15 protein-coding genes are annotated in these 25,840 nt (G+C 49.0%); 14 read left to right on the top strand and 1 reads right to left on the bottom strand.

Annotated elements, in window-relative coordinates:
- The first annotated feature begins 15 nt into the window (after window positions 1–15).
- From QMO62_RS22740 to QMO62_RS22780, 9 genes are all read left to right on the top strand, one after another.
- Window positions 16–1,824, top strand: coding sequence for an ABC transporter ATP-binding protein (locus QMO62_RS22740; RefSeq protein WP_284644518.1), 1,809 nt, complete (start codon window positions 16–18; stop codon window positions 1,822–1,824).
- Window positions 1,821–3,899 (top strand): ABC transporter ATP-binding protein, encoded by a 2,079-nt coding sequence (locus QMO62_RS22745; RefSeq protein ID WP_284644521.1) that lies wholly within the window; start codon window positions 1,821–1,823, stop codon window positions 3,897–3,899. Before QMO62_RS22740 ends, QMO62_RS22745 begins: the two co-directional genes overlap by 4 nt.
- 481 nt (window positions 3,900–4,380) lie before the next feature.
- A complete protein-coding gene (locus tag QMO62_RS22750; RefSeq protein WP_372516692.1) occupies window positions 4,381–5,337 on the top strand; it encodes an ABC transporter permease in 957 nt (318 codons plus the stop codon).
- A 15-nt stretch (window positions 5,338–5,352) separates the two neighbouring features.
- Window positions 5,353–6,222, top strand: coding sequence for a carbohydrate ABC transporter permease (locus QMO62_RS22755; RefSeq protein ID WP_284644523.1), 870 nt, complete (start codon window positions 5,353–5,355; stop codon window positions 6,220–6,222).
- A gap of 127 nt (window positions 6,223–6,349) precedes the next feature.
- Window positions 6,350–7,933, top strand: a complete 1,584-nt coding sequence (locus tag QMO62_RS22760; RefSeq protein ID WP_284644525.1) for an extracellular solute-binding protein — start codon at window positions 6,350–6,352, stop codon at window positions 7,931–7,933.
- A 105-nt stretch (window positions 7,934–8,038) separates the two neighbouring features.
- Complete coding sequence (locus QMO62_RS22765) at window positions 8,039–9,070, top strand: response regulator transcription factor (RefSeq protein WP_284644527.1); 1,032 nt, start codon at window positions 8,039–8,041, stop codon at window positions 9,068–9,070.
- Window positions 9,070–10,878, top strand: coding sequence for a sensor histidine kinase (locus tag QMO62_RS22770; RefSeq protein WP_284644529.1), 1,809 nt, complete (start codon window positions 9,070–9,072; stop codon window positions 10,876–10,878). The genes QMO62_RS22765 and QMO62_RS22770 overlap by 1 nt, the downstream gene beginning before the upstream one ends.
- A 174-nt stretch (window positions 10,879–11,052) precedes the next feature.
- Complete coding sequence (locus tag QMO62_RS22775; RefSeq protein ID WP_284644531.1) at window positions 11,053–11,817, top strand: sugar phosphate isomerase/epimerase family protein; 765 nt, start codon at window positions 11,053–11,055, stop codon at window positions 11,815–11,817.
- 22 nt (window positions 11,818–11,839) lie between these two features.
- On the top strand, window positions 11,840–12,997 hold the full coding sequence (locus QMO62_RS22780; RefSeq protein WP_284644533.1) for a Gfo/Idh/MocA family protein: 1,158 nt from the start codon (window positions 11,840–11,842) through the stop codon (window positions 12,995–12,997).
- Between the two features lie 148 nt (window positions 12,998–13,145).
- On the opposite strand, the gene QMO62_RS22785 is transcribed toward QMO62_RS22780, so the two are convergent.
- The gene (locus QMO62_RS22785; protein ID WP_284644535.1) at window positions 13,146–13,922 is read right to left on the bottom strand and encodes a polysaccharide lyase; all 777 of its coding nucleotides are present in this window, start codon (window positions 13,920–13,922) and stop codon (window positions 13,146–13,148) included.
- A gap of 223 nt (window positions 13,923–14,145) precedes the next feature.
- Between QMO62_RS22785 and QMO62_RS22790 the strand changes: the two genes are divergently transcribed.
- From QMO62_RS22790 to QMO62_RS22810, 5 genes are all read left to right on the top strand, one after another.
- Window positions 14,146–16,458, top strand: coding sequence for a helix-turn-helix domain-containing protein (locus tag QMO62_RS22790; RefSeq protein WP_284644537.1), 2,313 nt, complete (start codon window positions 14,146–14,148; stop codon window positions 16,456–16,458).
- Window positions 16,459–16,629: 171 nt separating this feature from the next.
- Window positions 16,630–18,258, top strand: coding sequence for an extracellular solute-binding protein (locus QMO62_RS22795; protein ID WP_284644539.1), 1,629 nt, complete (start codon window positions 16,630–16,632; stop codon window positions 18,256–18,258).
- A 117-nt stretch (window positions 18,259–18,375) separates the two neighbouring features.
- The gene (locus QMO62_RS22800) at window positions 18,376–19,275 is read left to right on the top strand and encodes an ABC transporter permease (protein ID WP_284645010.1); all 900 of its coding nucleotides are present in this window, start codon (window positions 18,376–18,378) and stop codon (window positions 19,273–19,275) included.
- A 12-nt stretch (window positions 19,276–19,287) separates the two neighbouring features.
- Complete coding sequence (locus QMO62_RS22805; RefSeq protein WP_284644541.1) at window positions 19,288–20,169, top strand: carbohydrate ABC transporter permease; 882 nt, start codon at window positions 19,288–19,290, stop codon at window positions 20,167–20,169.
- A gap of 64 nt (window positions 20,170–20,233) precedes the next feature.
- Window positions 20,234–25,729 carry a discoidin domain-containing protein gene (locus QMO62_RS22810; protein WP_284644544.1) on the top strand — a complete coding sequence of 1,832 codons (5,496 nt, stop codon included), beginning with the start codon at window positions 20,234–20,236 and terminating at the stop codon, window positions 25,727–25,729.
- Window positions 25,730–25,840: the final 111 nt, after the last annotated feature.

A 25,840-nucleotide genomic window follows, 5' to 3' on the forward strand; every position in this document is an offset into this window, starting at 1 on the left:
ACGGGAGGATATTGGATGGAGAGGAAAAATATTTTCTTAAGTCACATCAAACAGCACCGCTTGCCTTACGTAATGGGATTTGCATTATTGTCCATATCTTCTTTGCTTCAGCTGGTCATTCCGCTCTTGCTGGGAAGATTTACGGATCAGCTTCAGGTAGGAAGCCTTACGTATGACCAGGCGGTCCAATACGGATTATGGCTTGTAGCGGCGGGGTTCGGAATCGCTTTCTTTCGATCGGTTTCCCGTATTTATTTATTCCGGCTGGCCAGACAGCTGGAGATGAAGGTGCGCGGCGAGCTGTTTGCACACTGGGAACGGTTGTCTGCCCAGTATTTTAACAATCAGCGGATCGGGGATCTGATGTCTCACGCGATCAGCGACGTCGGGGTCATCCGGGAGGTGACGATGCAGGGATACTTCAACGTGATGGAATCCGTGCTGCTCATCACGATCTCTGTAATTGCGATGGTAAGCTCCGTAAACCCATGGCTTACCCTCCTGACCATGCTGCCGCTTCCGCTGCTAAGCTTGCTGGCGTATAGATTCAACAAACGGATTCAGCAGCAATCGACGGACATGCAGGCGGCGATCTCCGACTTAACGAGCCGCGTGCAGGAATTCACCGCGGGCATTCGCGTAGTGAAGGCCTTTAATCAGGAAGAGGCGGAACGGGAGCTGTTCACGAAGGATAATCAGAAAGCCGTCGATATGAACCGCCGTTTCGTTCGCTCGAACTCGCTCTTCGGCAGTCTCAGCACGGGAATCGTCGGATTCAGCTTCCTCGTGTCCGTTGTTCTTGGCGGAACGATGGTGCTGAAGGGATGGATTACCCTGGGAGAATTTGTTGCGTTTAATACGTATCTATCTCTGCTTATGGGTCCGATCGAGAACCTTGGCAAGGTAGTCAATCTGATGCAGCGCGGCAGGGCGTCAGAGGTTCGATTGATGCAAATTTTTGATACGCAGCCGGACGTCGTGGACGATGTGATCGCGAATCAGGAGATTGAGTTCATCGATGGAGACATCGAGATTAAGAACCTTACCTTCTCGTACCCGGAGGCGAAGAGGCCTACGCTGCGGGATATTTCCCTGAAGGTGCCGAAAGGCTCGAGCCTGGCGATTGTAGGGCGGGTCGGCAGCGGGAAGAGCACGCTCGTCCATCTTCTGGTGCGGCTGTACAATCCTCCGAAAGGGACGATGTTTATCGACGGGCACGACATTCACGAAATTCCGCTGCGCACCTTACGGGGGCAGGTCGGCATCGTACCGCAGGATCAGTTTCTGTTCTCCTCCACGATTCGGGACAACATCGGCTTCGATCCGCATCCCTACACGGATGAGCAAGTAATCGAAGCTTCGAAGGTAGCGCAGGTGTACGAGAATATCATTGAATTCCCGAACCAATTCGATACGGCGCTGGGGGAACGGGGGATTTCCTTGTCCGGGGGGCAGCGGCAGCGGGTCAGCATAGCGAGGGCGATTATCAAGAAGCCGTCGATTCTGATCTTCGACGACAGCCTGTCTGCCGTGGATACGATTACGGAGGACCTTATCCTCGAAGGATTGAAATCCGTCATGAATCAGCGTACGACGATTATTATAGGACACCGCATTTCATCCGTTCAGGCTGCCGATCAGATCGTCGTGATGGACGAAGGGCGTATCGTGGAACGGGGGACGCATGACCAGCTGCTGAAGCGCAACGGCCTTTATGCGGATATGTATCATAAGCAGCTGCTGGATCAGGAAGCGGAGCGTCAGGACGGTGCGGACCGGGCTGCGATTCTTGCCCGCCTGCAGCAGGGAGGTGCCGGAATATGACCAACATCCATATCGAGAATGAAGTCAAGAAGTTTAAAGACACACAGCTGTTATCGAGACTGCTGGCTTATGCCAAGCCATATTGGAAGATGATCCTGCTGTGTATTACGATGGCCTTTTTGATCGTCGTCTCCGACCTGGCACGGCCTTACATTATTAAGGTGGTTATCGACGGACATATCAACGGTTTAAACCAGCCGATGCTGGCTGCGGAAGCATCTCGGGCGGAGAAGCTGAAGCCTTACGGCGACGTTACGGAATGGAACGGCAAGGCTTACGTGCGGCTCGATCAGGAGGAGGTCGCTCAACTCCAGGGGCAGCTCCCGGAGGGCACAGAGAGGACGCAGATCGTAAAGGTCGGAGGGCAGGAGGTGCTCGTCCCCGACTGGCCTACGCCCCAGGAGCTGGAAGCACCGGACCAGCTTCCCAAATCGGCTGTGTTGACGTCTGCGGACATCGAAGCTTTCCGCACGCAAGATTATTGGGGCTTCGTATGGCTCGGCGCGCTGTTCTTTGCAGCCGTGCTCGGCGCGGCTATATTAAACTACGTGCAGAGCAATTTGCTTCAGTACACAGGACAAACGATTATTTTTAACATACGTCAGCAGTTGTTTACGCATCTTAGCCGCATGTCGATGTCCTACTTCGACCGTAATCCCGTAGGACGACTCGTGGTGCGTGTAACACAGGATACGGAGTCACTGAACCAGCTCTATTCCCAAGTGGTTGTGAATCTGGTGAAGGATGTCATCATCCTCATAGGTATCGTTGCGGTCATGCTGCATATGAATTTGGAGCTGGCGCTGCTGTCCTTTGCCGTGCTGCCGTTTCTCGCGATCCTTACCTTCTGGTACCGGAGCGTGATCCGGGAAGCCCAGCGGATGAGCCGGGTCATTCTGTCCCGTCTGAATTCCTTCCTCGCGGAGAACCTGTCCGGGATTCGCATCACGCAATTATTTATCAGGGAGGAGCGGCAGCGGGAGCAGTTTGACCACCAGAACACCGAATATTACCGCGCAGGGATGAAGGGAACGGTCATTAACTCGATCTTCCAGCCGGCGATCGGCTTCCTCGGTAACGTAGCGATTGCACTGCTGCTCTGGTACGGGGGAAAGAGCGTAATTAACGGCGAAATCACCTTCGGTATCGTGTATGCCTTTACGCATTATGTCAGACAATTTTTCCAGCCTTTGATGAGCCTGGCGGAGAAGTACAACCAGATCCAGACGGCGATGGTAGGGGCGGAGCGTATCTTTGACATGCTGGATGAAAAGCCCGCGATCGTGGACTCGCCGAAGACGGTCGTCCTGCCCAAACAGGTGCGCGGGGAAATATCGTTCGAGAATGTATGGTTCGCCTACAACGGCGAGGATTGGGTGCTGAAGGATGTCAGCTTCACGATTCAGCCGGGGCAGACCGTTGCATTCGTAGGCGCAACCGGCGCAGGGAAGAGCTCAATCATTCAGCTGATGAACCGGTTCTACGATATTCAGCGGGGCAGCATCAAGCTGGACGGGATCGACATACGGGACATTCCGGTCGCCGATTTGAGAAGGACCATCAGCATCGTGCAGCAGGATGTATTCCTGTTCACGGGGGATATCAGCTCGAACATCCGGTTGAACGATCACGAGATCCCTGAGGAGAAGGTAGTGGAGGCGGCACGTATGGTGCATATGGACGAATTCATCCGCAGCCAGCCGAAGGGCTATGCTACCCCTCTCGGGGAGCGGGGTGTGAACTTGTCACTCGGTCAGCGGCAGCTGCTGTCGTTCGCCCGGGCGATCGCCTTCAATCCGCAAATCCTCATTCTGGATGAAGCGACGTCGAACATCGATACGGAGACGGAGCTCGTCGTACAGGACGCGCTGCACAACATTTCAGCAGGACGCACAACGCTTATCGTCGCTCACCGTTTGTCCACGATCCAGCATGCGGATCAGATTATCGTTATGCACAAGGGCAAGGTCCGCGAGATCGGGAACCATTATCAGCTGCTTGCGCAGCGCGGCTACTACTACAGGCTGTATGAGCTCCAATACAAGGAGCAGAAGGCGATGCCGAAGGCAAGGTAGCTTGAGGCGAGAGCAGATCCCCGGTCAGAGTGAAGTCAAAATAAAAATTCCAATGAGCCTGTCGATTCCGGCAGGCTCTTTTTGTTGTGCACTTAGTTCGTGGGTGATTCTTTGTCCCAACTGCAGTAGCCGGCAAGATAGGAGATTTCTTTTACAACGAAATAGCCTGTACTAAAAACGACTTCCTTTTCGAATGATCCTTTTTCGTGAAGTTGTTGGCAGTCCAGACAATAATATTGCTGCACAGTTGTAACCTCCCTTGAATTGGATGTTGTGGTCGCATCGAGTACATAATACATATTATTACATTAATGTGTCTATGAGAATAATATAGAATCGAATGGCAAAAAGTTGAATTTGCTGTTTTACAAGAGTTGGTTCTATCGAAAAAAAACACAACCTGTTGAAAGGCGCTCTATATCTAAGGGTGATGGGCCCGTGTACGATAAGTATATAAATTTTAAGAAACGAGGTGAGGCCGGTGCAAAGCTCAGCCCCGGCAAATACAGCAACGCATAGCAATACCCGTTATAAGCGAACCTTTTGGAGTAAGCTATGGGAGTTTAGAGTATTGTATTTTATTTCCTTACCAGGCATTTTTTTCTTTCTTTTGTTTAAGTACGTACCTCTCTTCGGAATCGTCATAGCTTTTAAAGATTACAACATCTTTAAAGGAGTGTTTGCGAGCCCTTGGGTAGGCTTTAAGCATTTTCAACGCATGTTCGAATACATGGAGTTTTTGACCATTCTTAAGAACACCATCTTAATTGCCTTTTACGATATTTTGTTTGCTTTCCCGGCACCGATCATTTTGGCGCTTCTGTTGAATGAAGTTAGAAAGGTGATTTTTAAACGAACCATTCAAACGGTCGTTTATATGCCCCATTTTCTGTCTTGGGCTGTAATTGCCGGGATTATGATTGAAATTCTATCACCGTCAGGCGGCTTAGTGAACCGGATTATCATGATGTTCGGTTTTGAGCCGCAGTATTTTCTTGGGGAGAACAGCTACATTCGCACCATTCTAGTGGGTTCGGGCATTTGGAGGGATGCGGGCTACGGCACGATCATTTATTTGGCCGCCCTCGCCGGTATTAATCCGGATTTGTACGAGGCCGCCGAGATGGATGGGGCGAACCGTTGGCGCCAGACGATTTCCATTACACTTCCGGCGCTTCTGCCGACGATTACGATCCTCTTTTTGCTTCAAATCGGCAACTTCCTTGATTTCGGTTTTGAAAGAGTGTATGTTTTCTTGAACTCTCTCAATACGGCTAACGCCGACATACTGGATACGTATATTTATCGAACGGGACTGGTTCAAAGACAATACAGCTTCACCACGGCTATTGGCGTATTCAAATCCTTGGTAGGTTTAGTGCTCATCATGAGTGCCAACACATTAAGCAAAAAAGCAACAGGCGAGAGTCTTTATTAAAAGGAGCCAAAGTACATGAGACGACAGACAAAAGCGGAAAGGTTATTCGGCGGATTCATCATCGTTTTTTTATTCCTCTACGGTTGCTTGGCCTTATTCCCGCTGCTCCACGTGTTTTCCCAATCCTTAAGCAGTGCAGGCGCGATTGGTTCGGGCAAGGTATTTCTTTGGCCTGTTGAGCTGACCTTTGAGAACTATAATGAAATCTTGAAGAATCCATCGATATGGCAAGCCCTAAAGGTGAGTGTCATCATTACGGTAGTCGGTACATTTATTAACCTGGCCATGACGGCAAGTCTTGCCTACTCCTTGTCGAGAAGCGAGTATATGGGGCGCAAATATATCCTGCTGATGATCCTCTTCGTTTGGATTTTCTCGGCACCCCTAATACCCAACTATATGTTGATTAAGCAGCTTGGTTTAATCAATTCCCTATGGGCATTGATGCTGCCCAATGCAATTGCAACCTTTAATCTATTTGTCATGAGATCTTTCTTTATGACGATTCCGATGGAGCTGATCGAATCCGCTCGAATCGACGGCAGCGGTGAGCTGAGGACCTTGTGGAGCATCGTGCTTCCGCTGTCAACGCCGGTGATGGCTACGATGTGCCTGTTCTACGCAGTGGGTCACTGGAATACGTACACTAGCGCATTATATTATATTCAGGATTCAAATCTGATGCCGATTCAAGTCAAGCTGACGCAATATGTAAAAAGCTCGGCGGATTCCTTGCTTCCAAACGATGAGTATTTGACCAATACCTCGGAGGAGGGGATCAAAATGGCTGTCGTGGTTGTGGCGGCCATACCGATTATTCTGCTGTATCCGTTCCTGCAGCGCCACTTCGTCAAAGGACTTATGATCGGTTCCGTCAAGGGGTAAAACAAACAAAAAAACACAACCTGTCGCAAGTTCGCCAATATCGAAGGCGATTCCGGATATGGTAAAGTAGCTGTGTGCAAAGCAAACGCTTTACTTTGATTTATAAATACGAGGGGGTTATGAGAAAATGGGAAAGAAAATAAAGGCAGCGTTAAGCTTGGTGATTGCTTCCACAACACTTCTTGCTGCATGCTCAACCGACAATAAAGCGAAAACGGAAGGCAGCAAAGCGCCCGATGGTCCGGTTTCCTTTACGATTGCACTAGGTGCGAATAAAAACAAGGTTGCCATGAACTCCGGGGACATCAACAATGAGAAATATATTCTGGAGCTGGGAAAGCTTACAAACACAAAACTTACGCTTAAGGTGCTGCAAGACGAAAGCTATCGTGAAGCTATGGGCGTGATGTTTGCCAGTGGCGATATTCCGGATGTCATCCATGTGCAGCAGGGTATGCTTCCGCTTGATCCTTCTATGGGCGGCGCGGTAGAAGCCGGTGTGTTCAAGCCCCTGAATGATCTGTTGGCGAAGCACGGTCCTAACCTGATGAAGCTTATTCCGAAGGATGCCTGGGATGAAGTCAGCATCGACGGGAAAATTTACGCAATACCACAGTACTTGTCGAATCCCTCTAGACGAGCTATGGTCGTTCGTACGGATTTGTTAGAGAAATACGACATCAACAAGCCAAAGACAGTAGAAGATTTTATGCAAATGCTGAGAACGCTTAAAGCAAAAGGACACTCGGTACCGTTTGGAGCTAGAACGGATTTTGCTTATTCACAAGCGATCTTCGGTGCTTACGATGTTATGTTCGGGAACAACATGTTCGAGAAGCAAGGAGACCAGATTGTTCCGAAATTCATGGATGTGGAGAACATGACCAAAGCATTGACCGTATGGAAGACGATGCAGGATGAAGGTCTTGTTGCTCCCGACTGGGCTTCCCATGGCGCAGCGGAGAGAGGCAAAAATATAGACTCCGGAAAAACAGCCGTTTGGGAGATCAACGCTAATAGTGTTCTGAGTGATGAAGAAAGACTGAAGAAAATCATCCCTGAAGCGAAGCTTGACGTGATTGCTTCGCCGGTAGGTCCAGATGGCAAGGGCGGCAATATGCTGTACAGCAAAACCCTTCGTTTAAGTTACCTTAGCGCAAAATTGGATGATGCAAAGGCCGGCAAAATCATTGAATTCTTTGATTGGATGCTTACCGAAAAAGGAAAAGAGTTCCTGACCTTCGGTATTGAGGGTCAAACGTATACGAAGGATGCAAGCGGCAAAATTGAGTACAAGGAGCCGAAAACAGAGGAAGAAATCAATCAGCAGTCGTTCCTTTCCGGCTGGGTGAAGCTCGTAGGAGATATGTCGTATGACGAAACGCTTCTGAAGACCAAAGCCAACGGTCAAAAGGTGTTGGATGCTATGGCCATTGTGAATAAAGAGGGTCGTGAAGGCATCTCGTTCATTAAACCTCTTGAAGCGTATTCCGTCGATCCCGACATCACGCCAGGGTTTGATAAAGCTCCGAAGGTTATCGGTGATGCGTTGATTCAAATGATCTATGGCAAGCGTCCGATTTCTGATTATCCGAAGGTCCTGGAGGAATGGAAGAAAAAAGGCGGAGACAAGGTCATTAAAGAAGCTACCGAATCTTGGAACAAAAAGAAAAATATTTTCCGCGTCGGACCCGATGCGAACGTAAAATAGGATTCTAGCATAATGACAAAGAAAAAGACCTGAAAGTTCAAGCTCCCTTTTGATATAATGGAAGGGGGCTTGAATTGTTCTTCTTGGTCAGAAGGGGAGGTACTGATGAACGCAGTATTAGTTGTTGACGATGAGATGATCATACGTAAAGGCATAATGAAAATCGTTGAGCAATACCCCAGGAGAACATTAGCGGTTTATAGCGCCAGCAACGGAGTAGAGGCACTTGAGATCCTTGCAGGAAAACCGGTACACATGGTGGTAACGGATATCCGGATGCCCAAAATGGACGGAATATCCCTATGCGAACATATCAATAAGCAGTTTCCCCATATCCAGACGATCGTCGTCTCCGGTTATGATGATTTTAGCTATGCGAAGCAAGCGATGCGATATGGCGTTCGTGAATACTTATTGAAGCCGGTCCATCCTCCGGACCTATACTCCTTATTCGACAAGCTGATATCAGAATGGGATCTTGATACGAAGCTTGTTTCCTTTTCGATGTATGAAAATTGGTTGGAAGAGCTGGAAGAGGTAATTTGGAGGCTGAATATCCCGCGCATCAAGGAGATGCTGGAGGAGGGGGAGGAGCAGACCAAGAACTGGAGCATCCGTACCGATCAATTGGCGCAGCTACTCAAGGATTGCCTGGAAGGACTTAAGAAACGGTTGCTGAAGCGTTCTTTTCAAGCTCCAATCAATCTGCCCAAGGAATGGGAAGCCATGTCCTCGGCAGCCTTGCTCAGCAGCTTTAATCAGCAAGTGTTGGAAATGGCAGACCAGCTGGCAAGGATGAGAGGGTCAAAATACCGGGATCCCTTCGAAGAAGCCAAGGCTTATATCGATACTCACCTTTCGGAAGAAGTAACACTGGAAGAAATGGCGCAGCTTGTCGGGATGTCAACGACTTATTTCAGCCATTTGTTTAAGAAAGAAACGAATGAGACCTTTGTGCAGTACCGTATACGCAAACGAATGGAGCATGCGAAGGCGCTGATGGACATACCGCATTACCGTATCATTGATATTTGTCAGGCCGTGGGTTACACGGATTATCCCCATTTCACCAAAACGTTTAAGAAATTTACCGGATATTCTCCTTCAGAGTACCGTAGACTGATGGGGATAGAATAATGATAAAGCTGACATTATCCCGCAGGATCTTTTTTTATTTCCTTATCGTAATCTTGATTTCCTTGGTGGCGACGGCGTTATTTACCTACTGGCAGTCCGTTAAGGAATTTGATCGATATATGTACAACCAGATGTCACAGACGGCGAATAACGCGGTGCATCATACCAATCTATATTTAGAGGAATATGAACGAACGATTCTCTCCTTATTAAACAGTCAACAAGTCAAAAAATTTGTTTCTTTATCCCCAGACGACTATTATGAACACCATTTCTATGGATCAAGCCTAAGAGATAATACATTTAAGCAAGCGACGTTCCGGAACCCGGAGATCGCCTCGATTTATTTGTTGAGCAATTATGGACATTATCTCTATGTAAATGGAAACATTCAAGGCTTACAGCGGTATCATGAAAAATTCGATGCGAAGACGGCCTTCCGTCTTTTGGATCAGCACTCGGATGAAAGAGGCGGCTTCGAAGTACTGGACGTAAGCGCCGTTTCGCCTGAGGAGAGCAGCTTGCTGACCTTGTCGAGAAGGGTGCCTAAGCGAGATAACATCTATGAATTTAATGGAATCCTCGCCATCGAAATCCATAAGAATAAGTTGGAGCAGCTGTGGAAAGGGATCGATTTGGGGGAAAATGGGTATTTCTATGTTGTGAACGATCAGGGGAAAATTATTTACCATCCCGATTCACAGCAAATCGGCAGCCAAATGGAGGAAGCGCTAAAATCCAAGCTGCAGAACGGGAGCGAGGGGCATTTGATTCACTATGAAGAAGCAGGTGATGAAAGAGTCATGTTCGCTCTCCCCTCCCAATACGCCGATTGGAACTTGGTCGTTTCCATGTCGGTGAACGAATTAAGAAAGCCCATTAACAATATTCGCAGCAACACGATCGTGATGAGTGCGGTCACCCTTATCATAGCCTTATGGATTGCCACTCGATTCGGACGTTCTCTGGTGGTGCCGATTCAGAGGTTAAAGAAAGGGATGCTGCAAACCGAGAAGGGAAACTGGATCCAGCTTCCCTTGTCCGGCCGCAATGACGAGATGGATGACCTTACCAAGAGCTATAATAAGATGGTAGGCAGGTTATCCGAGCTGGTGGATAAGGTGTATAAGGCCGAGCTGAAGGAACGGGGGACGCAGGTGGAGCGACAGCAGGCGGAACTGCATGCGCTGCAGCTCCAGGTCAATCCTCATTTTCTATATAATACATTAGAAACGATAGCCTGCTATGCAATGATTCAGGACTCAAAAGAAATTACGGGTATCGTTAAATATTTGGCGGATATGTTCCGCTATGCGGTTAAGACGGACTTGGAAGAGGTCACGATCGCGAATGAATTGAAGCATGTACTCAATTACTTGATGATCATAAATTATCGCACGGGAGGAGATTTTGAAATTGATGTCACCATACCTCCGGAGTATCTGCTGCGAAATATGGTGCGTCTCACCCTGCAGCCGCTTGTTGAGAATGCTTTCCAGCATGCGTTCCCCGACGGGCTGGAGAGTCATCATTACATCCGGATTGGCGGTTACATGAAGGATGACGAGTTCATTGTAACGGTCGAGGATAACGGTGTGGGGATGACCCGTCAAAGATGGATTGAGCTGACAGAGAAACTTAAGCGCAACAAGCTCCCTGCTCTTGAACAAGGCCACAAGGGTGGAATCGGCGTCGTTAATGTCCATAAGCGCATTCAGCTGGTGTTTGGAGAGAGCTATGGGTTATCTATTGAAAGCGAGCCCTCCGTTGGGACGAAAATGCTGCTCCGCATGCCGAGAACCACGTAACAAAATAAATGATTGCTGGCAAATCATAAGCGGGCCATAGCCCCTTAGGATTTGCCTTTTTTGACTTTCACAAGCCATTATCGTAAAAAAACACAGGTCACGACAAGGGAAGCCATAGCTGCCATTCGCTATGAGGGATAAACTAGTCTTACTATGAATAGGAGAGTGAAACCGATGAATATTGCTGTGCAGTTATTTACATTGAAGAAGTTCGTCCAAACTCCGGAGGATATTGCCGCATCCCTGAAACGAGTAAAGGAGATCGGTTATAACGCCGTTCAGGTATCCGCAGTCGGGCCGATTGATGATCAAGCTTTGAAGGGGATTGCTGATCAAAACGGGCTTACCATTTGCGCGACGCATATTCCCTACACACAGTTAACCGAAAACTTGGAGGCGGTTATTGAGAAGCATCGAGTATGGGACTGCTCCTATGTCGGCCTTGGTTCCATTCCTCCGCAATATCGGGATAGCCTGGAAGGCTACCTCACGTTTGCCCAACAAGCTAATGAAATAGGGAAAAGACTTGCCGATGCCGGTCTGAGCTTCATTTATCATAATCACAATTTTGAATTTACCAAGCTTAACGGTCGATTGGGGATGGATATTTTATTAGAAGAAACAGATCCGAGGTTCGTAGGCTTTGAACTGGACATGTACTGGGTGCAAGCGGGGGGCGCGGACCCGGCGGAATGGATTCGCAAGGTGAAGGGCCGGATGAAGGTGGCTCACTTTAAGGACATGATGATCTATCCTGAGCGGGAACAACGCTTCGCAGAGGTGGGCGAAGGCAATATGAATTATGCAGCTATTGTAGAGGCTTGCCGAAGCACCGGCGTGGAGTGGGCTGCCGTTGAACAAGATAATTGCTACGATAAGGATCCATTCGAGTGTTTGGCGACAAGCTATCGAAACTTGAGACAGCTGGGTCTTTCCTAAATACCAACAAAGGAGCTTACGTATGGACAAGGTACGTTATGGCATCATCGGGTTAGGCAACATGGGAAGCAAGCATGCCAAATGGCTAGTCAGGGAGATTCCCGGCGCTGAGCTCACCGCCGTATGCGATGTGAGGTCCGAACGTTTGGAATGGGCAAAAGCGAATCTCCCGAACGAGGTTCAGCTATTCGCTGATGAAGAAAGCTTCTTTGCTTTCCGGGGGATGGATGCCGTGATCATTGCGACACCGCATTATGATCATCCCGTTCAATCCATCAAGGCATTCGAGGCGGGCTATCATGTATTGGTCGAAAAGCCGGCAGGTGTGTACACCAAGGCCGTTCGTCAAATGAATGAAGCAGCAAAGCAATCAGGCAAATTGTTCGGAATTATGTACAATCAACGAACCAATCCACTCTATCAGAAGCTGAAGGATTTGGTGGATTCCGGCGAGCTCGGCGAAATTCGCCGTACGAACTGGATTATTACAAGCTGGTATCGTTCTCAAAGCTATTACGATTCAGGCGGCTGGCGCGCGACCTGGGCAGGCGAAGGCGGCGGTGTGCTGCTGAATCAGGATCCCCATCAGCTGGACCTGTGGCAGTGGACGACCGGGTTAATGCCTAAACGCGTCCGCGCCTTTTGCCATTTTGGCAAGTATCGGAATATTGAGGTCGAAGACGATGTAACGGCTTACGTAGAATATGAGAATGGCGCTACAGGGCTTTTCGTTACCACTGTAGGCGAAGCGCCGGGCACGAATCGATTCGAGATCACCGGGGATAACGGTAAAGTGGTGATTGAGGATAATAAGCTCTCCTTCTGGCGTCTGCGGGTACCGGAGCCGCAGTTTAACAGCCAATGGAAGGGAGGCTTCGGCAGGCCGGAGGATTGGAGGTTTGACATTCCCGTACAGGCAGGCGGAGAACAGCATCAAGGCATTCTCAAGAACTTTACAAATGCTTTACTCAAGGGTGAAAGTTTATTGGCCCCTGGAGAAGAAGGTATTAAAGGTCTTACAATCTCAAATGCAATGCACCTGTCTACCTGGTTGGACGATTGGGTGGAGCTGCCGCTGGATGAAGACTTATATTATGAGAAGCTGCAGGAGAAGATTTCCAGCTCTGTCTTTACAAAGAAAACCAGCGACATTGTACTGGATGTATCGGGAACACATTAAGGTGTGATAGCCCGATGTGTCATAAAGGTAAGCGGGCTCGTGTTATAAACTAATCCCGGCAGGCACAGTCATGTGAATAGGAGCTGTTGCTGAGTGCACCTCAAGACAGCTCCTATTATATTAATCTTGCTTCAGACCTTGGCTTGGATCAATACCACGTGAAATCGTCAAAATAGACGTATCCGTCCGCTGTCATAGCCCAGGTGGAATCACTGCCTCCAGGGAAGTTCGCAATATGGAGGGTGTCGATCACGGAGCTGTCATTCCGGAATCGAATGTTGTTTTTTTCGAATTTCAACACGCCGTCAATGTAAATTTTAAGCACGCCGTCTTTATTATTACCGGTATTCAGCTTGACGTAATACTTCACAGTGTACCATTGTCCTGCTGTTAATGTGTCGACGGTGGCCCCAAAGGTATCACCGCAATCGCTTGGTTGATCCATATGATACACGTAAGGGATCAGTCTGCCATTTTCCCTCCACATCATTCGGACACTGAAGCCGTCTCCAGCCCATGCCGGGTCGCAGCCGGCATAGCCTGCACCCCCGCTTATTCCGGGGATTTTGCCGCCTTTGCTCCAGGGGAAGGCATTGGCAAATTTGATTTTGTACTCGATGGAGTAGTCCGTTTTCCCAGTGATGGCAGACTTAATAATCCCTCCGGCGTTCGCACTGCCAACCTGCCCCTTAGGCAGAAAGAAGCGAAGCTGGCCGGCGTCGTTGATTTTAATTCGATCACCCCCCTGGAGCGTTTTGGCGTTCCCGAAATCTGTGTCCACTTGTGTCTTTCCATAGGTAATCCATGGTGACCACTGGTTGAAGTCGACGGTCCTATTGCCATAAACGGCTGCTTGAACAGGCAAGCTGCCGACAACGGACAACAGGACGACCAAGCACAGCAACATTCGTCGATACAAATGCATTACGATTCCTCCTTTGGATTGAGAGCGTTTTCCTAGCATTCCTAATGTACTTCTTTTTTTCCTTGTCCCAGAATGCGCATTATGATGAATGGGCAAGCAAAATAGTGAAAACACCATTATGAACTTGCGGGATTTAACAAAATATGGTACGAAGTGGAGCATGGATGTGGAAGCGCTTTAGGCAATGCTGAACATAGCTGCAACCCCGGGGGGAGAGTTATTCATGTTCGTTAAGGCAATCAAAAAGAAAACCATCATGAAGGGCTGGCTGCTCTCCTATGTAACGATTCTTTTGATCCCGATTGTTGTAGGAGCACTTATTTATCTAGAAGCAACCCATGTGTTGGGTAATGAAATCAATCGCTCGAATCAATTTCTACTGACCGAAATTCAAAGCGGCATAGACAGTCGTTTAGCCGAGCTGGATAAGTTCAGTGTAGATTTGGCGATTAACAAGAAGCTAGAGGCGTTGGCCGGCGCAAAGCAGCCGTTTACGGATAACGAGAGATACACGATGTTTGAACTCATGAGAGATTTGCAGGCAACGAAATTCGGCAATGATTTTATTGATTACGTCTTCGTGCATTTTAACAGCAGCGGTATGATCGTATCCGATACGAATGCCCAGCAGAGCCATCATTATTTTGACCTGCTGAAGCCGGACAACAATTTGGACTGGAACGAGTTGGTAAATGAGAGATACATGAATACGCACTTTGCCTTAGAGCAGAAGCTCGATAATCGCGGTAAATCGGTCATGTATGCCAAAACACTGCTGCCAAATTATCCGGACCGGCCTGGGGTTAGCGTTATGTATATGTTTAGTGCTTCGAAGCTGCTAAGCACGGCGAGTCATATCCCTCTAATGAACGACGGACAAATTTTGATTCTGAACGGGAAGCGTGAGGTCATTGCAGGTACAAGCGCAATTGTACCGAATTATTCTGCGTGGCTTCCTCATTTTGCAGGCTCGAGCGGGGTCATCCAAGCTTGGGACGGGGGGCGCGAGCTGGCGGTCTCCTATGTCACCTCCCCCCGTTCAGGCTGGCAATATATTTTCATTACTCCCCAGGAGGTATTCAATCAGAAGTTAATTTACATCAAGCAAATCATGTATGTGTGTGTGGCTCTTTGTTTTCTGTTAGGCGGCGTGGCCGCTTACTTCTTCTTGCGGAGAAATTACAGTCCGGTCAAGCTGCTGATGAATAAGTTTCATGATTCTAAATCAGCGGCGGAGAATATCTCCTATAATGAATATCACTTTATCCAGAAGGCGTTAGACAGCTTAATTGAGGAGAAGGATCATTTTCAACATAAGCTCAAGGAGCAGAATCCTGCTTTACGCAACCACGCCTTGGCTCAGCTGCTCAAAGGGAGGATGAAGCGAACGCTTCCACTCAATGATATTCTCGCTGCCTACGATGTGTCCTTCCCGCATGAGCGCTTTGGCGTTCTCCTGCTATACATTGATGACTATGGCAAATTGGAAACACCGACCGACGATGAGTCTCATTATGACAGGGTGAAGCTGTTGCATTTTATGATCGTCAATGTCATGGAGGAGTTGGCGAGAAAGACCCATGTTGCTTATATGGTCGAGATAGACGACTATTTATGCTGTATTCTCAACGGACGCAACAGTACGTCCTTGCTTGAGGAGTGGGGCGCGATTGCCAAGCAGTGTCAGGAATTCCTGTTAACCCACGTCCATGCCGTCGTGACGGTCTCGATCAGCTCGGTTCATCATACCTTGTTTGAATTGCAGGAAGCGTACGAGGAAGCCATGGAGGCAATGGAATACAAATTCCTGATGAGCGGCGGGGAGGTCATCGTTTACGATGAAGTGGTTCGGGAGACCTCCGAGGACGGCAAACCGGCATACTATTATCCGATCGTTGCGGAGCAGCAGCTCATTAATTTTATCAAGACGGGCGATGCGGAGAAGGCACTGTTCGTAACGAAGGATATTATTACAAGCAATACAACCAAAGGTCAAGTTTCCATACCTCTCATCCGGTGTATCGTCGTCGAATTCGCAAGTACCTTTATGAAAGCCATGATAGAGCTGCCGGGCCGAAGCGAGCAGGACAGCCTTTCCTTTGAGAAGGTGCACAACCAGCTGCTGCAATGTCGAAGCATCAAGGATCTCGAAGTGGAGCTTGCCAAGATCATCAAGCTGCTGTGCCGTACGGGTAAGCAAACCAACGTGAATCAGGAATTGATGGCGAAGGTCCAAACATATGTTGACGAGCACTACGATGAGCCTAGCTTGAACGTATCGGTGATCGGAGATGTGTTTGAGATGACGCCTCCTTATCTGGCACGGCTGTTTAAGAATCATCACGGGGAATCGCTATTGGAGTATCTTCACAAGGTACGGATCCGTCATGCCAAACGCCTATTACGGGAAACCTCCTCCAGTGTTTTGGAGATTGGAACGCAGGTAGGCTTTAATGAAATTTCTACATTCAATCGGATCTTTAAAAAATTCGAAGGAATTACTCCAGGAAAATATAGAGAATTATCAAAGAACTGAGTAGAGAGAACTCAGTTTTCTTTTTTGCCAAGCCATTTAGATTTTACTGATGCTGTTTTCAGTATTTTACTATGCGATTTAAGATTTTACCTCTATGGACTCCGGTTTCATTCGGCTATGATCAAGGCAAGCACTTGAGGGAGTGTAAGCCTAATACAAGGGGGATTCGACATGAACAAACGAAGCAGAAGATTGCTTCAAAGTATGACCGCAGTTTCGCTGATCTCTACATTGACCATCGCATGCAGCAATCAAGCAGGTCCGGCAGAGAGCAAGGCTGCTACAAATGAAAAGCCCGCTGCCGTAACTTATCCGCTGAATACGAAACAAACGCTTACTTATTGGGGATTAATGGGCAACTCCAATATGTCTAATTTCTACGCAAGCTTGGGAGAGTCGCCTTTTGGTAAAGAGCTGGCGAAAAGAACCGGAGTTCAGGTGAACTTCACGCATCCGCCGCAAGGACAGGACCGGGAGCAATTTAACCTCATGGTGGCCTCTAATGAGCTTCCCGATCTGATCGAAACGAATTGGTTTAATAACGGTGTTTACCCAGGCGGCTCCCAGAAAGCATTAAATGATAAAGTCATCCTTCCGCTGAACGATATCATTAAGAAGCATGCACCCAATTTAAACAAATTGCTCACGGAGGACAAGGACTTAGCCAAAATGCTTCAAACCGATGACGGCAAATACTTCGTGTTTCCTATGATTCGAAACAGCTTTAGTCAGGTGTACAGGGGGCCCATGATTCGGAAGGACTGGTTGGACGAGCTTGGCTTGCAGGTCCCGACGACCATTCAGGAATGGGAAACCGTGCTGAAGGCCTTTAAGGAGAAAAAGGGGGCGACCGCGCCGCTTAGCATTGTTTACTCCAATACAGGCGGCATGGATATCAATGATGCTTTTATCGGAGCGTATAAGACTTCAGGCGGCTTTTATGTGGGCGATGACGGCAAAGTAAAATACGGGCCGGCTGATAAGCAGTATAAGGATGCCATAACGCTATTCAGAAAGTGGTATACGGAAGGATTGCTCGATAAGGATTTTGCTGTAACGGACGTAAAAGCAAATAATAACAAAATATTGAGTGCCCAGTCCGGTTCTACGGTGTATCTCTTGAGCGGGGGAATTCAGTCTTACACGGACGCTATGAAGCCGAAGGATCCGAAATTTAACATGGTAGGTACGCCTTACCCGACCTTGAACAAAGGTGAAACGCCCTTTATCGGCCAATATGACTTCAAGGTGGAGCCAAGCCGGGGGGTAGCCATTTCCGCTAATATGAAGAATCCGGAGATTGCCGCACAATGGCTGGATTATGCTTATAGCAAAGAAGGGAACGAGCTGTTCAACTTCGGCATCCCGAATGAAAGCTATGCTTCGAACAATGGCACAATCAGCTTCACGGATAAGGTGAATAAGGACCCGAAATATACGACCGTGCAAATGCTGTCACAGTATACAAGACAGAACGGGCCGTTTATGATCGACGAGCGGTACAGCAAGCTGATCTTGAAGTATCCTTCCCAGGAGGAAGCGGTGAAGCTCTGGTCCGCTACGGATGCGAAGAAGCACACCCTGCCGCCTTTCATTACGCCAACGGATAGCGAAAGCAAGGAGCTGGCCAAGCTTACGACAGCGATCAAGAGCTATAAAGAGGAAATGCAGCTGAAGTTTATCATGGGCAAGGAGCCTATGGAAAACTACGATAAGTTTGTAGCGCAGTTAAATCAGTTGGGATTGCCTAAAGTGATTGAAATTTATCAAGCGGCTCTCGATCGTTATAACAAACGTTAATTATGAGAAATGGCATGGGGGTATTCCGCGGGGAATGCCCCCGGTGCGAAAGGGGAGACAATCGTGCAAACAGCAAAGGTGGAGACCCCTCTGGCTCTTGCTTCCAGCGAAAAAAAAATGAATATCCTTTGGGATATCCGTAAAAATAAATACTTATATATGATGCTGTCACCTGTCTTGCTATACTATCTTTTATTTCAATATGCACCGATGTACGGAGCCATCATCGCGTTTAAGGATTACTCACCAAGATTGGGGATTATGGGGAGTGATTGGGCCGGTCTCGAGCATTTTATCCAGTTTTTTAACGGCCCTTATTTCCTCCGTACGCTTAAGAACACTCTATTGATCAGCTTTTATGATTTACTGTTCGGCTTCCCGGCGCCAATCGTGCTAGCCTTGCTGCTGAACGAGGTACGGCATTCTTGGTTCAAACGTACCGTGCAAACGGTTACGTATATGCCGCATTTTATTTCCCTCATTGTCATTTGCGGCATGATCAAGGATTTTACTTCCTCGGGAGGTCTCATCGGCTCCTTCGTCGCTTGGCTTGGCGGGCCTCAGGAAAGCTTGCTGCTTTTACCTGAGTGGTTTCGAACAATCTTTATTTCATCAGGGATTTGGCAGCATGTCGGGTGGGGTACCATTATTTACTTGGCAGCGCTGACAACCATCGATACCGAGCAATATGAAGCCGCGAAGATCGACGGCGCCAACCGATGGAAGCAGATGCAGTACATTACGCTTCCCGGGATTGTACCTACGATCATTATTATGCTCATTCTGGATTTGGGACGATTGCTCAATGTAGGCTTCGAGAAGGTCATTCTGCTCTATAATCCGTCAACCTATGAAACGGCGGATGTCATCTCGTCCTATGTGTATCGTGTCGGTCTTCAGGAGTTCAATTATAGCTTCAGTGCGGCCGTGGGGCTTTTTAACTCGGTCATTAATTTTGCTCTGGTCATCCTATCAAACTATATTAGCCGTAAAGTCAACGACACCAGCTTATGGTAAGGAAGTGACAGCATGCGTGAGTATCCGACCTTCAGCGAAAGAATATTCGATGCGTTCAATTTTATCGTCCTTTCGCTGATGATTCTAGTAACACTTTATCCCATCTATTACGTTGCTATCGCATCGATCAGCAATCCGACGGAATTAATGTCCCATAAGGGCATGATTTGGCTGCCGCAGGGGCTTTCGCTTCAAGCATATTCCATGGTATTTGACAACCCGATGATCCTCAAGGGCTATGCCAACACCATCTTTATCGTAGTTGTAGGGCTCGTGTTTAACCTGACACTTACCGCCTTCGGCGCTTATGCTTTATCCCGAAAGGGGCTGTATTATCGCAAGCAGCTGACCTTGTTTATCGTCTTCACGATGTTCTTCAGCGGGGGATTAATCCCTTTTTATCTCACCGTCAAGGGACTAGGGCTGACGAACACGATTTGGGCACTGATTATCCCGCAGGCGATCAATACGTTTAATCTCATTATTATGAGAACGTCCTTTCAATCGATTCCCGACAGCTTGGAGGAATCTGCGAGGATTGACGGGGCGAATGATTTTACAATCCTTTTTCGCATCATTATTCCCATTTCGCTGCCTATCCTCGCGGTCATGATTCTTTATTACGGAGTCAGCCACTGGAATTCGTGGTTTAGTGCGATGATATTTTTGCGGGACCGGGAGCTATTTCCACTGCAATTAATTTTACGCGAGATTCTCATTTCCGGCGAAACCGCTGGGATGGTAACTGGCGCTGAAGCGGGCGATATGGTCATGCTGGCTGAAACGCTTAAATATGCGACCATCATGATTGCAACGCTTCCGATCCTGTTTGTTTATCCGTTTCTGCAGAAGTATTTTGTGAAGGGCGCATTGGTCGGAGCGATTAAAGGCTAGTTTTGATTTCGAGGGAGAGAGTATGATGAAGCCCAATAGAAAAAGGATTGCACAAGTAGTAGCCATGTTGCTGGTATTTTCCATGCTGGTGCCTCTGCTAACGTCGATTCCACCGATTTATGCGGCTGACGCTTCTGTGAACTTGGCACTTGGGAAGATCGCGGGCTTGACCAAAAGCTCGGACTGCTCGGGCTGCAACCCTACCGGCCCTGTTAATCAAGCGGTAGATGGCAATGCAACTACACCATGGCTGCCAACCAACGCTGATATCACGGACAATGGCAACGTATGGCTGCAGATTGATGTAGGCGGCACCGGCAATGTCGGTTTTGACCGAATTGTTTTGAAAGGGATGAGCTCAGGCTTTGTTACCGGATACGAGGTGTACACCAAGAAGCACGGCAGTACTACGGAGGACTTCGTTTTAAGTAGAACAAGTAATCTGAACTACACGGAAGAAACCATCGACTTTGCGGCTACTGAGGCGCGTTATGTCAAAGTCGTGCTTTTTGTTTCCGGCAGCCGAAAGGCCATCTTAACGGAGGTAGAAGTATACAACAGGAGTGGAACACCGCCAAGCACAGCCGTTCTCTCCGACGTATATTTCGCCAAAACGACGCTTTCACTGGATTGGGGGCAATCGGCCTCTCTTCCCTTGCTCGGTGTGTTATCAGACGGACAACCCGCTAACCTTACAGGTGTTGTTACGTACAGCACCTCCGATCCTACAGTGGCTGTGGTAAATGAAAGCGGGCAAGTGACGGCGGCGAATAAAACCGGCAACGCAACCATTACGGGAACGGCTGTAATGAACAATATTACGAAGAGCGCAACGGCACAGGTTCAGGTAAACCCGCCTTCCGGTACTGTTCTCTCGAGTGTATATTTTGCCAATTACAGCGCCAATCAGCAGATTACTCTTGATATGGGACAATCCTTGTCCCTTCAGCTGAAAGGGACGCTGTTTAACGGGCAGCCGGCAGATGTAACGGGCGCGATGACCTATAGCAGCTCCGATTCAACGGTAGTTACAGTAAACGCTAGCGGAATCATTACGGCCGCGAACAAAGTCGGGACCGCAACCATTACAGGGAGCGCAACTTTACAAGGGGTAACGAAAAGTGTGACCCTGCAGGTGCAGGTGAACTCGCCAACGGCTCTTAGCGCGGTAGCCTTCTACGATACGATAGCAGCCTCGTATCCGGAGAACGGAACCCTGACATTAGCTCCAGGAGCGACCCATCAGCTGTCGGTGAAAGGCATACAGGTGAACATGGCTGAGGCTGATCTTAGTAATGCTGTGGTCACCTTCAACAGCGGAGATCCTCAATCAGACCCAACAGGACCTCCTAAGGGTGCTCCCGAGGTAATTCAAGTAACGCAGAATGGACTTAGTGCGCAAATTTCGGCTATAGGGACAGGGACTCGATACATCCAGGTTATCGTTACCAAAGGAGACATCACCAAAACGGCGCGGATCTGGGTAGATGTGTATCCGCAGGATACGGATAGGACGAAGGTAAATCTGGCTCAGCAAAAGCCGGTGACGACAAGCTCTTTTTGCGGAAATTCGTGCAATGCCCCAACGGGAACCTACGATTATTATGCGGTGGATGGCAAGGCCAATACCTACTGGCGGGCGCTTAGCGGGGATTACAATGATGACAAACAGCATCATCTCATTGTTGATTTCGGGAGAAATACGGAATTTAACAAAGCCTTCATGAGACTGAACAATAAAGATATTAAGAATTATGAGCTTTCCTATTCCAATGACGGGCAAACCTGGACCAGCTTTTATACGAATAGGCTTCTGCTTGCCAATACCGATACGGCCATATTCGAACCGGTTCGCGCCAGATATTTGAAGGTAAATATTTGGGCACTCAGGGCCTCTACGCCGCTCATCTATGAACTAGAGGTGTATCGGACGAACGAAGCTCCTGTTCCACCCATCAGTAATGCACTGGCTTCCGTATTCTTAAAGGACAGCAGCGTTGCCAAGTATGAAGAGAATGCTGTCATCTATGTCGAGAAGGGAAGTACAGGGAGATTTGAGGTAGGCGGCACCATGGTGCTGGGCCAGGAGCTGAACCCAAGCGAGGCGCAGATCAGCTTTGCAGGTAGTCAGCCGGTGGAAGGCTTTCCTGTAGTGGCAACGATTGGTCAGGACGGAAGCTATGTTGCACATTCCGGTGGAGTCATTACCTTGACGGCAACGGTTACTTATGGAGCTGTGACCAAATCCAGCTCGGTATTCCTGGTTGTTCGCGATGACGCTGCTCGTATCGCCGACACGGGATTCAGCCACCCGGCCATGAAGTCGGTCATCGGAACGCCATCGTTCGTTCATCCGGGGGAGCCGTATCCGAGCGTTATCGTTCATGGCTACACCAACGCGTTTCTTACAGGGCAGGTGCGTAAGGACGGACAGACGGTTGTTCATTCCTTTGAGCCGGCAAATCTGACAGCCGGGGCACGCACCGAGCTGACCATTCCCGGAGCCGCAGCGCACGGCATGTACGAGGTTGACTTGCAATTTGCAGTAGAGAACGGTACAACCGTTTATGACAAGCTTTATTTTACCGTGATGGATGTAAGTCAAATTCCAAGTGATCAAAGCCGCATCGCTTATTTGGGAACGGACGGACGAATGGTGTACATCCCGGACTACCGTGGTAACCGTATCCTCGACTTCTCTAACGTAGGTTATATGGGCGGAGGTGTGAAGCTTCCGGATGTTCAGGCCCGCGTGGCGGTGGAGCCGGGTGAAGGCGACGATACGGCAAGAATACAATCGGCGATCGATACGGTTTCCCAATTGCCTGTTCAGCCTGACGGATTCCGGGGAGCGGTTCTTCTTAAGAAAGGAACCTATGAGCTCGATGGTGAGCTGTTCATCCGGAATAGCGGCGTTGTCCTGAGAGGCGAGGACGAAGAAGAAACCGTTCTGCTCGCAAGAGGACCGAAGAGGGATTATATTCTTACCTTAGGAGACCCACGCCTTTCTCCTGTCTTGCAGGAAGATACGGTAACGAAGATCACGGACCTGTATGTTCCCTCGGGAAGCCGTACCTTCCATGTTCAGGATAGCTCGGGCTATCGGGCAGGGGATAAGATCATGGTACGTCGTTACGGTAACAGCAGCTGGATTCATGAAATTCACATGGACCAGATCCTTCCGAGTACAGATGAAGCAACGATTCAATGGTCACCGTTCACGCTTGACTTTGACCGCGTCATCACGAAGGTCGACGGAAACGAGATTACCGTGGATGCGCCGATCGCCAATGCGATAGAGCTGATCTGGGGCGGAGGAGATATCCGCAAATATAACGATAGCAGTCGGATCGAGCGGGTAGGCGTAGAGAAGCTGCGGGTGGATGTGGTATTCGACAGCAGCAAGACCCTGAAGCACAGCAGCGGGGAAGTCTACTACGCTGACGAGAATAAACCGGAAAGCTTCGCACGATTCGAGAACGCAAAGAACGGCTGGCTGCGTAATGTAAAGGCTGAACATCTAGAGTATGCGTTAGTACATGTGGGAAGAAACGCGAAGTGGATTACGATTCAAGACTCGCAGTCTCTTGAGATGGTTAGTATCATCACGGGCAGCCGCCGATACCCATTCTTCTATTCAGGTCAGTTGGCATTGACTCAGCGTGTTCATGCTGACAAGGCCAGACACGCCTTCATTGTGAACAGCCGGGTTTCGGGACCTAACGTCTTTACTAACAGCACAGCGGGCATTGAATACGCGGAAAGCGAGCCGCATCACCGTTGGTCTGTCGGGGGACTGTTCGACCGTCTCCAGGCCAATGCCAATATTATGGATCGAGCCAACTATGGCACGGGGCATGGCTGGGCAGGAGCGAGCTATGTCGTGTGGAATCATGAAGGCGAGCTGGGGGTACAGAAGCCGCCGACAGCGCAGAACTATGCCATCGGGCTTGTTGGGAAACGCTATGCCGGAGACTATGGCCAGGCGTTAGGACAGCTAGTCAACGCAGATGGAACCGTGGTTGACAATGTGTATTATGGCAATGGTAAGCCCGCAGGGAATGACCCTGCTCGTTATCGCGAACAAGGGTACTGGGAAAAGCAAGGGGGCCATGTTGCCGTTCCAAGCCTGTACACGCAGCAGCTTCAGGATCGTCTCGGGATGGAAGCAGTAATAAACATACAGGCTTTCCCTGTAGGGGGAGGCGAGCTGGATATTCCGAAGCTTCCTGATATTCCAAGGGAGCCTAATCCACCAGTGGATCCGACTCCAGAAGGGCCCAAGGAGCCAACTGATCCTACGCCGGAGAGGCCGGAGGTACCCAACGATCCAAGCGGTGGCGAATCGTCCGCTGACACATCTTCACCGTTGGTTGCAGTCCCACCGGCTGCTCCGACAGGATCGCCTAAGCCGGCGGTTGATTCAAACGGCCAAGCGAAGCTGCGTGTCGATCTGCTGAGGCTGGAAGCAGAAGCCCAGGCCGGGAAGCCGTTAAAGCTGGAGGTGCCGAAGACCGAAGGAGCTCGAGCGTACGCCATCGGGCTGCCTACAGCCTTCTTCACCGGGCAGAAGGAGCGAAGCATCGAAGTCCTTACAGAGCTGGGTACAGTGCAGCTATCGAATCAAATGCTACCGAATCTTCCTCTTAGCAGCGGCGGGGAAGTAGAACTCATCATGAAGCCTGTTACCAAGGACACGATGCCGCAGCATATCCAATTCCTCATTGGAGATCGCCCGGCAGTGGATTTGGAGATGAGAGTGGATGGCGTTTCCATTATGTACAATAATCCGAATGCGCCTGTTAAGGTTTCGCTTCCTTACCGGCCGACGGGAGAGGAAGTGCACCATACGGACCGGATCGTGGTGTGGTACTTGAACGAGGCCAACAAAGCCGAGGTGCTCCCAAACAGCAGATATCATCCGACAACAGGCTTCGTCACATTTACCACGACGCATTTCAGTAAATATGCCGTTGTGTATGTTCCTTCTGCCTTTGAAGATTTGCATGAAGCTGAATGGGCGCGGAAGCCGATTGAGGCTTTAGCAGCTAGAGGAATCATCCATGGCGTCTCAGACCGTTCATTCTCACCGCAAGCGTCTATAACTAGAGCTGATTTTATTCTACTGCTAGTTCAAACACTAGGTCTTACGACTTCGCTTGAAGGGAGCTTTGAGGATGTCCAGCCTGATGATTATTATTACGAAGTGGTGAGGACGGCTAAAGCGCTATCGATTATCGAAGGACGGGAGCATGGCCGATTTGCTCCGAAGGACCGGATCACGAGAGAAGAAATGATGACCATCACCGCAAGGGCATTGGCCGCCACAGAGCGCAATGCTACAACCCCAAGCATGATGAATGAGAGGGATGCCGCCGATGTGCTGGCTTCGTTTCAAGACCAAGCAATGCTGGCTTCTTATGCGAAGGATGCCGTCTTGGCTCTCCTGAAAGCAGGTTATATCACGGGAGACGGACAGCTGCTCCATCCGAAGGGCCACACGACAAGGGCCGAAACGGCGATGCTAATGTACCGTTTACTGAGCGCAATGAGCTTATAGGTTCCTAACCCGGGTATAAGCTATGTTTTCTTCCGGAGGACTGTCGACGTCAATTTCATTGACGGGCAGTCCTTTTGCTACTTCCTAAAACTGTTAAAAAAGCTCTGCTAG

Origin of the sequence: Paenibacillus silviterrae (assembly GCF_030167925.1) — a bacterium.
Taxonomy (GTDB): Bacteria; Bacillota; Bacilli; order Paenibacillales; family NBRC-103111; genus Paenibacillus_G; species Paenibacillus_G silviterrae.

What these genes read in the sequence shown, in the direction of transcription:
- QMO62_RS22755 (WP_284644523.1), top strand. Translation starts at nt 5,353, where the DNA reads ATGAGACGACAGACAAAAGCGGAAAGGTTATTCGGCGGATTCATCATC.
- QMO62_RS22805 (WP_284644541.1), top strand. Translation starts at nt 19,288, where the DNA reads ATGCGTGAGTATCCGACCTTCAGCGAAAGAATATTCGATGCGTTCAAT.
- QMO62_RS22800 (WP_284645010.1), top strand. Translation starts at nt 18,376, where the DNA reads ATGAATATCCTTTGGGATATCCGTAAAAATAAATACTTATATATGATG.
- QMO62_RS22795 (WP_284644539.1), top strand. Translation starts at nt 16,630, where the DNA reads ATGAACAAACGAAGCAGAAGATTGCTTCAAAGTATGACCGCAGTTTCG.
- QMO62_RS22770 (WP_284644529.1), top strand. Translation starts at nt 9,070, where the DNA reads ATGATAAAGCTGACATTATCCCGCAGGATCTTTTTTTATTTCCTTATC.
- QMO62_RS22775 (WP_284644531.1), top strand. Translation starts at nt 11,053, where the DNA reads ATGAATATTGCTGTGCAGTTATTTACATTGAAGAAGTTCGTCCAAACT.
- QMO62_RS22745 (WP_284644521.1), top strand. Translation starts at nt 1,821, where the DNA reads ATGACCAACATCCATATCGAGAATGAAGTCAAGAAGTTTAAAGACACA.
- QMO62_RS22740 (WP_284644518.1), top strand. Translation starts at nt 16, where the DNA reads ATGGAGAGGAAAAATATTTTCTTAAGTCACATCAAACAGCACCGCTTG.
- QMO62_RS22785 (WP_284644535.1), bottom strand. Translation starts at nt 13,922, where the DNA reads ATGCATTTGTATCGACGAATGTTGCTGTGCTTGGTCGTCCTGTTGTCC.
- QMO62_RS22780 (WP_284644533.1), top strand. Translation starts at nt 11,840, where the DNA reads ATGGACAAGGTACGTTATGGCATCATCGGGTTAGGCAACATGGGAAGC.
- QMO62_RS22765 (WP_284644527.1), top strand. Translation starts at nt 8,039, where the DNA reads ATGAACGCAGTATTAGTTGTTGACGATGAGATGATCATACGTAAAGGC.
- QMO62_RS22810 (WP_284644544.1), top strand. Translation starts at nt 20,234, where the DNA reads ATGTTGCTGGTATTTTCCATGCTGGTGCCTCTGCTAACGTCGATTCCA.
- QMO62_RS22790 (WP_284644537.1), top strand. Translation starts at nt 14,146, where the DNA reads ATGTTCGTTAAGGCAATCAAAAAGAAAACCATCATGAAGGGCTGGCTG.
- QMO62_RS22760 (WP_284644525.1), top strand. Translation starts at nt 6,350, where the DNA reads ATGGGAAAGAAAATAAAGGCAGCGTTAAGCTTGGTGATTGCTTCCACA.